Genomic DNA, 13,966 nt, shown 5'->3' on the forward strand with positions numbered 1-13,966 from the left:
CTTATCTCCGGGCCTGGGGCTCGGTGCTCTGGGACTCGGTGCTCTCGAGCCACGCGCGCACTTCGCGGGCGATCTCTTGTGGCGTCGAGCGGAGGTCGACTTCGAGATGCGGTTCATCGCTTTCGAGACCTTCGAGGGTCTCGTACTGAGAGGCGAGCAGCGAGTCGGGCATGAACTCATGATCGCGGCCGGCCATGCGCTGGGCGACGAGTCCTTGGGGCCCTGCCAGGTGCACGAAGATCACCGAGGGGTCACTTGCACGCAGGGCATCGCGGTGGCTGCGACGCAGCGCGGAACAGGCGACGACCACCCCCGCGGGAGCGGCGGCAAGATGCTCGCCCACCGTGCGCAGCCATGGCCAGCGGTCGCTGTCGCGCAACGGCAGGCCCGCAGCCATGCGCTCCTTGTTCTCGAGGGGATGCAGATCGTCGGCATCGACGAAGTCCGCCCCGATCTCATCGGCGATCTGTCTGCCGACTGTCGACTTTCCGCTCCCGGATACGCCCATCACCACGAGGTGCGGTTGCATCGGCATGTCTGACATGGATCCTCCGTAGCTATGACATATCTGACGATACGCGGACTCACGTGAACATCACGCGCAGTGGAGGTTCATCGGTGTAGGTGCGCCCGAGCGGGCTGGTCCACAAGACCACCCCGTCATCGAGTTGCTTCGCCGTCCACCGATCGCGGTCATCGACATCCGGATGCTTCAGCGGATGATGACTCGTGCAGAACAGACTGAGATTGCTCAGAGCCGTCGGCCCGCCTTTCGCATGGTCATGATTATGGTCGATCTGGCACCGGTGGGCGGGTGTGCGGCATCCGGGGAATCGACAGTGCTGATCACGTGCGCGCAGATAGCGTTTCATGCCGGCGGTGGGAACGTAGTTATCTGTTTCGACGACCATTCCGCGGGCGTCGAGGAACGCTCGGTCCCAGCTGCCCGCTTGTCCTGCGAGTAGCCGAACCGCGTCAGGGGCGATCGGTCCGTGACCGTTGAGTTCGCCCATCGCATCGTCTGCTCCCATGAGTGTGGATGCGCCGATCGTGACCTGCACGGTGGCCTTCACCGATTCGAGAGACGTCGACGTGATGCTGGTCGGCGATGTCGTCAGCAGCAGATCAGCGAAGATGTCCGCACGCAGCTGGTCGAGGGAGCCCGCTTCGCCGAGGATATCTGATTCATCGAGGAGGTCCGACTCATCGATGAGGGTGCGAGGTTGAAGGACTCTGCCGCAGCGTGCGCGGCGTGCTCACGCTCCGCCATCTGCTCGGCGGCTTCTGCTTCTCGCTCATCGCAGGACACGGAGTCGTCTTCCCACGGAGCGGGGTCGTCGAGTGCGTCGAGGAACGCTGCCCCAGGGTGAGCGGGAGGCTCGGGGTCGTGCGGTGTCTGCATGCCGAGGGCAGCCTCGCGCTCAGCACGGATCTTCGCGAGCGTGGACCGTCGGGGCCGGCGCTGACCCTCTGGGCGGGCTCGAGTGACCTCATCTGCCATCGACGTGATGCGATCGTGGGTCGCATACGCGAGAAGCTCGGGAAGGATTGCCGTCAGCACGGCCATTCCGTCTCCGTCGGGCTTCACTGTGACAGCGCGCTCGGAACGGCCGCGGCGATGCTGCTCTGCCATCCCTTCGGGATGCACCCGGGCGGCAATGCCGCGGGCGTGCGTGCGCGTGCGGGCGGGCGGCGGTGTCGTTCTCGGCGAACGGCAGGATCTGCTGCTCGTACTCGGCGCACATCGAACGGAGCGCCATTTCGTCGGAACCCGGGTCGAGCGAGCGCTCCTGTGCGAGCAGATCGAGCCGCGTGGCGAGAAGCTCGGCCCGTCGAGCCTCGAGCGCGGCGACCTGTTGACCCAGATCGACCCATTCATCGAGCAGTCCACCGCGCAGAACGAGGGATTCCTCGATTTTCTGGAGCGTGGGGCTGAGCGGGGTCGTGTATCCAAAATAGAACAAAGTTTCGAATAATGCAATGAAAAGTGCGAGAAATCGACCGCGCCGCGATGACTACTTCTTGTCGTTCCCGGCGGGGTCCTCCGGCAGCTGCGGCCAGCGGATCTCTGCCCCCTCGATCTGATTGCGCTTGAGGTAGCGGGCGATGTACGGGCAGTAGGGGACGAGCGTCTTGCCGGTTGCCACGGCATCCGCCAGCGCTTCACCGGCGAGAACCGGTGCCAGGCCCATGCCTTGGAAGGCCGGGTCGACCTCGGTATGCGTGAACAGGATCTCCTCGTCGCGTTCCTTGTATTCGGCGAATCCCGCGAGGACGTCGCCGGTACGGATCTCATAGCGCGAAAGTTCCGCGTTGCGCGTGACGGTGGGTTCGTCAGTCATGGCTGCTCCCTTGCGTACGTTTACCCCACCCTAGGACGGCTCGTGTCGCCGTGGGTCGTTACGCTGAAGGGATGCCGCAGAATCCTGGAGCCACGTTCCCCGGCGACCCCTACGCGGATCTGCCGTGGGACGACACTCCGCCGCCCGAGGACATGGACTGGGAGCCGCAGGGCGACGGCTACGAACCGGCGCTCGACTGGGGAGATAGTCCCTTCACTCCCGTCGCGGATATCGTGTCGGCCCCTTCGACGGGCTCAGGGACTAACCGGCAGGCGACCCCGTCGCGCTTCCCGACCGCGGGCGAAGCGCTGCACACTGTCTTCGGCTACGACGCGTTCCGCGGCGATCAGGCGGCGATCGTCGACCAGGTGATCGCCGGCGGGGATGCCGTCGTGCTGATGCCGACCGGTGCAGGCAAGAGCGTCACCTACCAGGTGCCGGCGCTCGTCCGCGAAGGAACAGGACTGGTGATCAGCCCGCTGATCGCCCTTATGCACGACCAGGTCGATGCGCTGCGCGCCAACGGCGTCAACGCCGCGTACCTGAACTCCACGCAGTCGGCATCCGAGCGCTCCGAAGTCGAGCGCGCGTATGTCGCCGGCGAACTCGACCTCATCTATGTCGCGCCAGAGCGCCTGTCGTCCACAGCGACGACCCGACTGCTGCAGCGCGGCATCCTCAGTGTCATCGCGATTGACGAGGCGCACTGCGTGTCGCAGTGGGGCCACGACTTCCGCCCCGACTACCTCGCGCTCGGCGACCTCGGTGAGAGGTTCCCCGGTGTTCCGCGCATGGCGCTCACCGCCACCGCGACCCGTGCCACGCACAAGGAGCTCACCGAGCGCCTCCAGCTCGACACCGCCAAGCACTTCGTGGCGAGCTTCGACCGACCGAACATCCAGTACCGGATCGTCCCGAAGGTCGATCCGCGCAAGCAGCTCGTGTCATTCATCTCGACCCTTCGACAGGCTCAGGGATCGGACCTTCCCCCCGCGGGCATCGTCTACGCCCTCAGTCGCAAGTCCGTCGAGCAGACGGCCACCTACCTCGCAGCCCAGGGGCTCGACGCGCTGCCGTATCACGCGGGACTTCCCGCCGAGGTCCGTGCGGCGAACCAGTCGCGGTTCCTGCGCGAGGACGGCGTCGTGATGGTCGCGACGATCGCGTTCGGCATGGGAATCGACAAGCCCGACGTGCGCTTCGTCGCGCATATCGATCTGCCGAAATCGGTTGAGGGCTACTACCAGGAGACCGGCCGCGCCGGACGCGACGGCGAGCCGGCGGTGGCGTGGATGGCGTACGGCCTCGGTGATGTCGTGCAGCAGCGCCGCATGATCGATCAGAGCCCGGGCGACCGCACCTTCAAGATGCGGATGGGCCACCACCTCGACGCCATGCTCGGTCTGTGCGAGACGGTTCAGTGCCGCAGACAGAATCTGCTCAACTACTTCGGTCAAGCATCCGCACCCTGCGGCAACTGCGACACGTGCCTCGAGAAGCCCGAGACCTTCGACGGCCTCGTGCCGGCGCAGAAGCTGCTGTCGACGATCGTGCGCCTGAAGCGCGAACGCAATCAGGCGTTCGGTGCCGGTCACCTCATCGACATCCTGCGCGGATCATCGAACGAGCGCATCCGCCAGCAGAAGCACGACGGGCTCGCGACGTACGGTATCGGCGCAGACCTCTCCGATCAGGACTGGCGCAGCGTCGTGCGGCAGCTGCTCGCCCGCGGCATCCTGGTCGCCCAGGGCGACTACGGAACCCTCGCCCCGGGCGATGCCGCCGCGGGGGTCCTCAAAGGTGAAACGCCCGTCCCGCTTCGCAAAGACACGATGGGGCGGGTGAGTGCCAGTCGCGCCCGCAAGACATCTGCCGCATCGGCCCTTCGACAGGCTCAGGGGCCGGTTTCAGAAGGCGACCGCTCGCTCTTCGAAGCGCTGCGGGTCTGGCGCGCGGCGACGGCGAAGGAGATCGGCAAACCGGCGTACATCGTCTTCGGCGATGCGACCCTTCGGGCGCTCGCCGAAGTGCGTCCGGCATCGCTGGGTGACCTCGAAGGAATCACGGGGATCGGTGAGAAGAAGCGCGAGGCATACGGTGACGCGGTGCTCGCGGTGGTCGCCGCGAACTAGCTGCGCTGTCAGTCGACGGCGTACGGTTCGCCGTGCACGGCCACCGTCGTCGCGCTGCGCAACAGCTTCGAGATGGGGCAGCGCGCATGCGCCTGCTCGAGCACCCGTTCGGTCTCCTCCGGAGATGCGCCCTCGACCGACAAGTAGGCGTCGACGGCGAACTCGTAGCCGGAACCTTCAGAGGCATCGCGCAGCACGATCTCGACGCGCACGGCTGTTCTGTGCTTTCGCGCGGTGACTGCTTGAGCGGTCGAGTTCAAGCAGGTCGCCCAGGCGAGTGCGAGCAGCTGCTCAGGGTTGGTGGCATCCATATCCCGGTCGGGGTTCAGCGGCGACGAGACGTGCACGGTCATGCCGTCGTCGACTCGACTGACGCCGGGCTCACTGGTGCTGTTGCTCGCTGCGGTCCGATACTTCTCGCTCATCCCTCCACCGTACGCCGGTGTCGAGTCAAGCGGCCCGGTGGCCGAACCTGTCGCCTCACAACAACCGTGTGAGGCACGGGGGCCCACACTCATTGGAGAGATCGCACAGGAGGCTTTCTTCAGGGTTAGAGGAGTCCTACGGTTGGAGAATCTTGACTTCTCTTTGAGAGGACCACCATGGTCGACGCCGCCGCCCGCAGTACGAAGCCCCGCAGCACACACAACGCAGAAGACAGCGTTCCGCGCATAGATGTCGACCGTGTCAACGATCTTCTGCTCGGCACCTGGGCCGACACTCGTCGTGAAGCACGCGAGATGATCAAGGATCCCGCGTTCTGGCGCGACGATTCCCTCAACAAGGATGAGCACCGCGAGCGCGTTCTCGGCCAGCTGCACCTGCTCGTGCAGAACGGCGCGGTTCACCGGGCCTTCCCGAAGAAGTTCGGCGGCGCAGAAGACAACGGCGCGAACATCTCGGGCTTCGAGGAGCTCGTCGCCGCCGACCCGAGCCTGCAGATCAAGGCCGGCGTGCAGTGGGGGCTGTTCGGCTCGGCCATCCTGCAGCTCGGCACCGAGGAGCACCACGAGAAGTGGCTCCCCGGCGTCATGGACCTCTCCATCCCCGGCGCGTTCGCGATGACCGAGATCGGGCACGGCTCCGACGTGGCCGCTGCCGCAACGACGGCGACCTACGATCCCGAGACCGAGGAATTCGTGATCAACACCCCGTTCCGGGCGGCGACCAAGGAGTACCTCGGCAATGCCGCACTGCACGGCATCGCCGCCACCGTTTTCGCGCAGCTCATCACGAACGGCGTGAATCACGGCGTGCACTGCTTCTACGTGCCGCTGCGCGGCGAGGACGGCAACGACCTGCCGGGAATCACCCGTGAGGACGACGGGCTCAAGGGTGGCCTGAACGGCATCGACAACGGCCGCCTCTCGTTCGACCACGTGCGCATTCCGCGCACGAACCTGTTGAACAAGTACGGCGACGTGGCATCCGACGGCACGTACACGAGCCCGATCGACAGCCCCGGCCGCCGCTTCTTCACGATGCTCGGCACTCTTGTGCAGGGACGAGTCTCTCTCGACGGCGCGGCCTGCTGGGCTTCGGCCCTCGGCCTCCACATCGCGATCACCTACGCGACTCAGCGTCGGCAGTTCGACGGTGCCGACGGACAGGAAGTCGTACTGCTCGACTACGGCAAGCACCAGCGCCGCCTGCTGCCGCGCCTTGCCACGGCCTACGCGCAGATCTTCGCGCACGACGAGTTCGCGCAGAAGTTCGATGGCGTCTTCTCCGGACGCACCGACACCCCCGATGACCGCGAAGATCTCGAGACGCTGGCGGCTGCGCTCAAGCCGCTCTCGACCTGGCAGGCGCTGGACACGCTGCAGGAAGCGCGCGAGGCCTGCGGTGGCGCGGGATACATGTTCGAGAACCGCCTGGTCGGGCTCCGTGCCGACCTCGATGTCTACGTCACCTTCGAGGGAGACAACAACGTCCTGCTGCAGCTGGTCGGAAAGCGCTTGCTCACCGACTTCGCGAAGCAGTTCAAGGACAAGGATGCCGCGGCCCTCGCCAAGTTCGCTGTCGGACAGACAGCGGGCAAGGTGTTCCATGGCGCGGGCCTGCGCCGATTCGGGCAGAACATCGCCGACTTCGGCTCCACTGCGCGCTCTGTCGAGAACGGTCTGCGCGCCGATCAGCAGCACGAGCTGCTCGCCGATCGCGTGCAGCAGATGGTGGCCGACATCGCCGGCCGCCTGCGTCCCGCTGGCAAAGACAAGGTGCTCGGCGAGAAGCTGTTCAACGAGAACCAGGCCGAACTCATCGAGGCCGCGCGCGCGCACGGCGAGCTGCTGCAGTGGGAGGCGTTCACCGACGCGGTGAACAGCATTCCGGATGAAGACACGAAGCAGGTACTCACCTGGCTGCGCGACCTGTTCGGGCTGCAGCTGATCGAGAAGCATCTCGCCTGGCACATCATCAACGGTCGCCTGTCGACGCAACGCGCAGCCGCGGTGTCGAGCTACATCGACCGGCTCTGCCTGCGGCTTCGCCCCCACGCCCTCGATCTGGTGGGCGCCTTCGGCTACGAGCCCGAGCACGTGCGCGCACCCATCGCGAGCGGGATCGAGCAGCAGCGCCAGGACGATGCGCGTGCGTACTACGCCGAGCTCGAAGCATCCGGAAAGGCGCCGATCTCGGAGAAGGCGCTCAAGCGAGCCGCGAAGAAGTGATCCACCGGCGGTGCGTACGCTGAATCCATGACCTCGCTTATCGCCGGACCCGATGGGCGCGCCCGCTGCGCATGGACCGGAGAGGATGCCGAGTATCGGCGCTACCACGACGAGGAGTGGGGCGTTGCGCTGCACGGTGACCGCGCACTGTTCGAGAAGATGGCGCTCGAGGGTTTCCAGGCCGGGCTCAGCTGGATCACCATTCTGCGCAAAAGACCGAGGTTCCGTGAGGTCTTCGAAGGGTTCGATCCAGACCGCATCGCGGCCTTCGGCGATGACGATGTCGAGCGTCTGATGGCGGATGCCGGGATCATCCGCAACCGTGCCAAGATCCTCGCCACGATCGGCAACGCGCGTCTGGTCGGGGAGATGTCTGAGGGCGAGCTCGACGCGCTGATGTGGTCGTTCGCTCCCTTGGGACACTCCCGCCCGCGGTCCTTCGATGACGTGCCGGCGGTGACGGCGGAGTCGACGGCGATGAGTAAAGAACTGCGCAAGCGAGGGTTCCTTTTCGTCGGTGCGACGACCATGTACGCGCTCATGCAGTCGACGGGGATGGTCGACGATCACGTCGAAGGATGCTGGCGCGCGCTCTGATCGCATGGGCATCTCTGCCCGTCGAGGGTTTCAGATCGGGCAGTTAGTATGTACCGGTGTGTCCCGCCCGTGAGGGGTCGGACCGCAAGTGACGAGTCACCCGGGGGGAAACGGAAGATGAAGGCGCTGTCTTGGTTGCGCACGAAACCGAAGACAGCGGCATCTGTTGCAGCTGTGACTGCAGCGGTTCTCACCGTCGGCACGCTCGCGTTCGCGTATGAGGGAAATCCCACCACGAAGGTCGATCTGAACGACGGCGGCGTGTGGATCACGAAGTCCTCGGCGCTCATGGTCGGCCACTTCAACAACGAATCGACTCTTCTCGACGGTGGCCTGCGCACGACGGGTGAGAGCTTCGACATCCTGCAGGACAAGTCGACGGTCCTCGTCACCGATCGCTCGAATTCGACGCTCACCGCTGTCGATCCCGCACGTGTCTCGCTCGGTGACAGCGCTCCTATCCCCGGGTCGGCGAAGGTCGTGCTCGGCGCTCAGACGACGGCGATCCTCGATGGCGATTCCGGAAAGCTGTGGGTCGTCCCGATCAAGGCGATCTCCAACTTCGAGCACCAGGGCACGGATCCGGTCGCCAAACTCGGCAAGAACTCCGATGTCGTCGTCGGCCAGGACGGCACGGTCTACGCCGTCTCCGGCGACGACGGCGAGGTCGTCACGATCCCCGTAGACAATGAGGGCGAAGCCCTCGAGCCCTCCTCCGCCTCGTTGGGTGAGATCGACACCTCGGTTGCGCCGACCATCACGGTCGTCGGGTCGACGCCCGTCGTTCTGTCTCCGGCAGACAGTGCCCTCATCGCTCCCGGCGGCGTCCGCACCGAGATCGCCGAGGCAGACACGGCGGTCTTGCAGTACGCGTCCGCTGCGACAGACGAGGTTGCTGTGGCGACGGCATCCCATCTGATCGATGTGCCGCTCGACGGTGGCGAACCGCAGATGACGAACGTCGGCGGCGGTGGCACGCCTGCCGCGCCGGTGTCTTTGCTCGGTTGCAGCTACGGCGCCTGGGCGGGGGCCGGAACATTCGTGCGCGAATGCCCCGGCGAAGACAACGATGTGAACGCCGACGTGCCGGGTGTCGAGAACTCTTCGTCGCTGACCTTCCGCGTGAACCGTGACGTCATCATCCTCAATGACACCGTCGGGGGAGCAGCCTGGCTGGCAGATGAGAGCCTGCAGCAGGTCGACAACTGGAACGACCTGACACCTCCCGAGGGCGAGACCGAAGACGAAGAGGACACCACCGAAGAGACCGTCGAGACGACGCTCCCGGTGCGCACCGACGTCAACACCCCGCCCGTCGCAGAGGACGATGAGTACGGTGTGCGTCCCGGCCAGACCACGGCTCTGCCCGTGCTCGACAACGACAACGACGCTGACGGAGACGTTCTCGTTGCGGCGCTCGCCGAGCAGCAGCCCGCCGTCGGCACCGTACAACCCATCTACGACGGCGGGTCGCTGCAGATCGCCGTGGATGAAGAAGCATCCGGCGCTGCCTCCTTCAGCTACGAGGTGAACGACGGTCGCGGAGGCAAGGACACCGCGACGGTCAGCCTTTCCGTCAAGGGCTGGGACACCAACACCGCACCCAAGCCGAAGCGCTCGACGACTCTCGCGATCGAGACCGGCGGCACCGTCTCGTACAACGTGCTGCCGGACTGGATCGACCCGGAGGGGGATGACATCTACCTCCGCGAGGTGATCGCAGCCCCGGGCGATGAGGTCGAGTTCACCACCGACGGGCAGGTCACCTACCGTGCCACCGCGAGCGTGCAGGGTCGTAAAGAGGTGCAGGTCTCGGTTTCCGACGCGCTCGGCGAGATCGCGCGAGGAGTGCTCATCCTCGATGTGCGACCCTCGGGCACGACGTTGCCGAAGACAAACGCCGACCACGTGATGACCCGCGTCGGTGAACAGGTCACCGTGTCGCCGCTCGCGAACGACTCCAGCTCCGGTCGTGAGCAGCTGCGTCTGACCCGTGTGAACGGCGATGAGACGCCGGGTGCGACCATCACCCCGGACTACCCGAACAAGACATTCACGTTCAGCGCGCCGACGAAGGGCGTCTACTACGTGCTCTACGAGGTGGCGGCAGGACCGAACGGCGTGCAGGGAATCGTGCGCATCGACGTCGCCGACGCGAGTGAACAGAACCTGCCTCCCGTCGCCGTGCGCGATGTTGCGCTGCTGCCCTCCGGCGGCGAAGTGCTGCTGGGAGTGCTCAACAATGACTCTGACCCCTCTGGGGGCATCCTGGTCATCCAATCGGTCAGCGTCGAGCCCGGCAGCGGCATCTCGGTGTCCGTCCTCAACCACGAGTCCCTTCGCATCGGCGATCAGGGTGCACTCGATGAGCAGGTGCGCATCACATATCGCATCTCGAACGGATCGCAGACGGCGGAGGGCGAGGTCGTCGTCATTCCGATCCCCGCGCCGGAGAAGATCCTTCCGCCGGTAGCGAGCCCTGATACAGCCGTCGTCCGTGTCAACGACGTCGTCACGATCCCTGTTCTCGACAACGACACCAGTCCGACCGGTGACGCCCTCACGCTCGAATCCGAGCTCATCGAACCGTTCGTCGCTCCCGAGGACGGCGAGATCTTCGTCTCGCAGGATGTGGTGCGCTTCAAGGCCGGCCCCGAGGCGAAGACCGTCTACGCGACGTACGAGGTCTCTGACACCCGCGGCAACAAGGTCGGCGGATACATCACCATCCAGATCCTTCCCGAGCAGGAGGAGAACGCGGCTCCGCGTCCGCGCGACATCACCACGCGTGTGCTCAGCGGCAGCGTGGCGAATATCGCCATCCCGCTTGACGGCCTGGATGCCGACGGCGACTCGGTCGAGCTGATCGGACCGGCCTCTAACCCGACCAAGGGACGCATCGTCGAGGTGGCGCAGAACTACTTCGTCTACGAGGCGTACGCGGACTCCGCTGGGGTCGACCACTTCACCTACCGTGTGCGCGACCGCCTCGGCAAGGAGGGTTTGGCAACCGTCCGCATCGGGATCGCGCCGGCAGAAGACGTCAACCAGGCCCCGTTCGCGGTCAAGGATGCTGTCGTCGTGCGACCTGGGCGCGAGATCGCCGTTCCGGTGATGCTGAACGACTCCGATCCCGAAGGCGATGAGATCGCTCTGGTGAAGGACGGGCTCGTCCTTCCCGAGATCGAGGGAATGACGGCCCGGGTCTCCGGTGATCGTGTGCTCGTCGAGGCCCCGAACCGTGCGGCAGAGACTTCGCTCCAGTACACGATCCGTGACGCGCGCGGTGCGTCGGCGCAGGCCGTGCTCCAGATCACCGTCGACGAGGATGTGCCGCTGTTGGCGCCCATCGCTCGAGACGACCGGATCCTCCCCACCGATCTCACCGACGGAGAGTTGGACGTCGATGTCGAGATCCTTGCCAACGACGAGGACCCCGACGGCACCACTGACGGACTCCGCGTAGAGGTCGGCGAAGGCGGTACCCTGCAGGACGACGGCAAGGTCAGCGTCACCATCGGCGAAGAGATGCAGCTGATCCGGTATACGCTCACTGACCGCGACGACCTGCAGACCTCGGCGTTCATCTTCGTCCCTGCGGTGCAGGAGCTCCGCCCGTCGCTGACGTCGACGAAGCCGCTCACGGTCAAGAGCGGTGAGACCAAGGAACTGCCGCTCTCTGAGTACGTCACAGTCGCCGGCGGCGGAAGCGTGATGATCACCGAGCACGCGAAGGTCAGCGCAGCGCACGCCGACGGATCCGACCTCGTCAAGGACGGCAGCACGCTCGTCTACACCTCGGCTCCCGGGTACTTCGGAGAAGACGGTCTCTCGTTCGAGGTCACCGATGGCACGGGCCCCGATGACCCGGAGGGACGCAAGGCGACCCTGACGATCCCGATCACCGTGCTGCCGCCGGAGAACCAGTCGCCCACCTTCACTCGAGGAGAGGTGAACGTCGCGCCCGGTGAGGATGCGACCACCCTCGACCTGCAGGCGCTGACGACGGATCCGGATCCGGAGGACGCCGGAAAGCACAGTTATTCGCTCCAGGGCAGTGCCGGGCAGGGCGTCACCGCGCGGATCGCCGATGGTCAGCTGTCGGTGGAAGCGGCTTCCAACGCGAAGAAGGGTACGACGCAGACCCTCACGATTCGCATCTCCGACGGAGAGAGCGAGCCCATCGAGGGCACAGTCACCGTGCGGGTGACCGCGTCTACGCGCGCGCTCGCCACGGCGAACACCGACACCATCGACGAAGCAGACCAGGGCAAGACGATCACCGTTCCGGTGCTCGAGAACGACTTCAACCCGTTCCCCGATGCGCCGCTGAAGCTCGTCTCCGCGTCGCCCGAGACCGGCGCGGGAACCGCGAAGCCCGACGGCACCGGAGTGCAGGTGACCCCCAGCAAGGACTTCGTCGGAACCCTCGTCGTCCGCTACACGGTCGAGGATGCGACAGAAGACCCCGACCGCCGTGTCGACGGTCGCATCGTCGTGACCGTGCAGGGCGTTCCCGAGGCGCCGGGTCGGCCGCAGGTGACGAGTGTGCAGGACCGCACGGTCGTCGTGTCGTTCTCGGCTCCGTCGAACAACGGTGCGGAGATCACCCATTACACGGTCAAGAGCACCAGCGGCGGCGCTTACACCAAGCAGTGCCAGACGACCACGTGCACGCTGGATGGTCTCACCAACAACGTCGAGTACACCTTCGAGGTCACAGCGACCAACCGCGTCGGTGACTCCGAGCCCTCCGGGGCATCGGCGATCGCGCGTCCGGATGCGCGCCCCGACACCCCGGTCGCCCCGACTCTGGTCTTCGGCGACAAGTCGCTCAAGGTCGCCTGGAAGACGCCTTCCACCCCTGGTTCGCCCGTCGAATCGTTCAACCTGCAGATCTCACCGGCACCGCCATCGGGCATCACCGAGAAGAGCGTCACCGGCAACTCGATGACCTGGGAGGGGCTCGAGAACGGGACTTCATATCAGGTGCGCGTGCAGGCGGTGAACAGGGCTCCTGAGCCATCGACCTGGAGCGGCTGGTCGCTGGATGAGATTCCGGCAGGTCCCCCTCTGCAGCAGAAGGCGCCGACGACCGCCGAGCTGTCGCCGGTGGGCGACCAAGCACAGATGAATGTCATCTGGGCGGCACCGAACAACAACGGCGCGGCGATCGACAGCTACGAGATCCAGGTGCTCAAGGGTGGATCGACGTGGAAGACCGTCACCGCAGCTGCCTCGCAGACAAGTCAGGCGCTCGTCGTCCCGACATCTGAAGACGGCTATTCCTACGTCGTCAGGGCGCGCAACAAGGCGGGCTGGGGTCAGTGGAGCCCGGCATCGGCCGAGCGCCGAGGCGCGATCAGACCGGATGCTCCGGCCACCCCAACGATCTCGGCGGGGGACCGGTCGATCACGATCACGTCGTCGTACACGCTTTCGGCGGACCAGCGCAACGGCGCCAAGGCGAGCGAAATCTCGTACCAGTACCGTCTCAACAGCGGTGGATGGCAGACCCTGGGCAGCAACACCATCGGCGGCCTCAACAACGGCTCTGGCTACACCCTGCAGATCAGAGCCCTCTCGAATACGGGAACCGGTAGCTATACCGGCGCGGAGTCAGCAGCATCAAACTCGGCGACACCCTTTGGTATCCCGCCGCAGCCGAACGCGACGGCGCAGAACAACGGCACGAGTGTCACACTCGGCTGGAGCAGTAACGGCAACAACGGCGCCGCGATTGACGACACGCAGATCCGTATCCGCAATGCCAACGGAAACTGGGGCGGCTGGGAAAGCGTGGGCGGGAACGGGACGCGCACGGTCGGCAACGACTACGAGCAGAACTGGGCGATCGAGGTCCGTGTGCACAACAAGGCCGGCTGGTCGGCTTCGAAGACGGCGTCGGCGACGACGAACAATCGTCCGCAGCCGCGGGTCTGGGTGACCCAGGGCGATGCAGCCGGAAACTGCGTCAACGGATGCCGCCAGTTCGTCGTGCACTGGGAGAACCTGAGCATCGGCACGCACGACGTGCAGTGCATGGTCGAGGGCAAGGGCGCGATCGGCAACTACCGGTACAGCGTCAACTTCGACGGCGCTGGACAGAAGCAGCTCCCCTGCTACCAGGGCCGTGATGGCGTCAACGTCTGGGCTGACATCGTCGGCTGGGGTGACGGGGTCGACACGGAGCAGGCGTTCTGGGCGAGACCCTAGCCGGACC

10 protein-coding genes are annotated in these 13,966 nt (G+C 65.6%); 5 read left to right on the forward strand and 5 right to left on the reverse strand.

Features of this window, described 5'->3' with window-relative positions:
- Position 1: 1 nt before the first annotated feature.
- From ACN0RC_RS06225 to ACN0RC_RS06235, 3 genes are read right to left on the reverse strand one after another with little or no spacing between them, the layout of a single operon-like run.
- Entirely contained in the window at positions 2–544 is a 543-nt protein-coding gene (locus tag ACN0RC_RS06225; RefSeq protein WP_417509890.1) for a gluconokinase, read from the reverse strand.
- 40 nt (positions 545–584) lie between these two features.
- A complete protein-coding gene (locus ACN0RC_RS06230) occupies positions 585–1,073 on the reverse strand; it encodes an HNH endonuclease signature motif containing protein (protein ID WP_417509892.1) in 489 nt (162 codons plus the stop codon).
- 41 nt (positions 1,074–1,114) lie between these two features.
- Complete coding sequence (locus ACN0RC_RS06235) at positions 1,115–1,633, reverse strand: hypothetical protein (protein WP_417509893.1); 519 nt, start codon at positions 1,631–1,633, stop codon at positions 1,115–1,117.
- A gap of 25 nt (positions 1,634–1,658) precedes the next feature.
- Between ACN0RC_RS06235 and ACN0RC_RS06240 the strand changes: the two genes are divergently transcribed.
- Positions 1,659–1,976, forward strand: coding sequence for a hypothetical protein (locus ACN0RC_RS06240; protein WP_417509895.1), 318 nt, complete (start codon positions 1,659–1,661; stop codon positions 1,974–1,976).
- Positions 1,977–2,015: 39 nt separating this feature from the next.
- Here ACN0RC_RS06240 and ACN0RC_RS06245 read toward each other — a convergent pair whose 3' ends face one another.
- A complete protein-coding gene (locus ACN0RC_RS06245) occupies positions 2,016–2,342 on the reverse strand; it encodes a GNAT family N-acetyltransferase (protein ID WP_417509897.1) in 327 nt (108 codons plus the stop codon).
- Between the two features lie 71 nt (positions 2,343–2,413).
- Between ACN0RC_RS06245 and recQ the strand changes: the two genes are divergently transcribed.
- Entirely contained in the window at positions 2,414–4,474 is a 2,061-nt protein-coding gene (recQ, locus tag ACN0RC_RS06250) for a DNA helicase RecQ (protein WP_417509899.1), read from the forward strand.
- An 8-nt stretch (positions 4,475–4,482) separates the two neighbouring features.
- On the opposite strand, the gene ACN0RC_RS06255 is transcribed toward recQ, so the two are convergent.
- Entirely contained in the window at positions 4,483–4,899 is a 417-nt protein-coding gene (locus ACN0RC_RS06255; protein ID WP_417509901.1) for an OsmC family protein, read from the reverse strand.
- A gap of 177 nt (positions 4,900–5,076) precedes the next feature.
- On the opposite strand from ACN0RC_RS06255, the gene ACN0RC_RS06260 reads away from it, so the two are divergent.
- The 3 genes from ACN0RC_RS06260 (at position 5,077) to ACN0RC_RS06270 (ending at position 13,959) form a co-directional block, all read left to right on the forward strand.
- A complete protein-coding gene (locus ACN0RC_RS06260) occupies positions 5,077–7,146 on the forward strand; it encodes an acyl-CoA dehydrogenase (RefSeq protein WP_417509903.1) in 2,070 nt (689 codons plus the stop codon).
- Positions 7,147–7,173: 27 nt separating this feature from the next.
- Entirely contained in the window at positions 7,174–7,743 is a 570-nt protein-coding gene (locus ACN0RC_RS06265; RefSeq protein WP_417509905.1) for a DNA-3-methyladenine glycosylase I, read from the forward strand.
- 117 nt (positions 7,744–7,860) lie between these two features.
- Positions 7,861–13,959, forward strand: coding sequence for an Ig-like domain-containing protein (locus tag ACN0RC_RS06270; RefSeq protein ID WP_417509907.1), 6,099 nt, complete (start codon positions 7,861–7,863; stop codon positions 13,957–13,959).
- The last annotated feature ends 7 nt before the right edge of the window (positions 13,960–13,966 follow it).

The organism is Microbacterium sp. (genome assembly GCF_048259935.1).
Classification (GTDB): Bacteria; Actinomycetota; Actinomycetes; order Actinomycetales; family Microbacteriaceae; genus Microbacterium.

Coding starts and splice junctions, on each gene's coding strand:
- ACN0RC_RS06240 (WP_417509895.1), top strand. CDS start 1,659: ATGCCGCGGGCGTGCGTGCGCGTGCGGGCGGGCGGCGGTGTCGTTCTC.
- ACN0RC_RS06245 (WP_417509897.1), bottom strand. CDS start 2,342: ATGACTGACGAACCCACCGTCACGCGCAACGCGGAACTTTCGCGCTAT.
- ACN0RC_RS06235 (WP_417509893.1), bottom strand. CDS start 1,633: ATGGCAGAGCAGCATCGCCGCGGCCGTTCCGAGCGCGCTGTCACAGTG.
- recQ (WP_417509899.1), top strand. CDS start 2,414: ATGCCGCAGAATCCTGGAGCCACGTTCCCCGGCGACCCCTACGCGGAT.
- ACN0RC_RS06265 (WP_417509905.1), top strand. CDS start 7,174: ATGACCTCGCTTATCGCCGGACCCGATGGGCGCGCCCGCTGCGCATGG.
- ACN0RC_RS06225 (WP_417509890.1), bottom strand. CDS start 544: ATGTCAGACATGCCGATGCAACCGCACCTCGTGGTGATGGGCGTATCC.
- ACN0RC_RS06260 (WP_417509903.1), top strand. CDS start 5,077: ATGGTCGACGCCGCCGCCCGCAGTACGAAGCCCCGCAGCACACACAAC.
- ACN0RC_RS06255 (WP_417509901.1), bottom strand. CDS start 4,899: ATGAGCGAGAAGTATCGGACCGCAGCGAGCAACAGCACCAGTGAGCCC.
- ACN0RC_RS06270 (WP_417509907.1), top strand. CDS start 7,861: ATGAAGGCGCTGTCTTGGTTGCGCACGAAACCGAAGACAGCGGCATCT.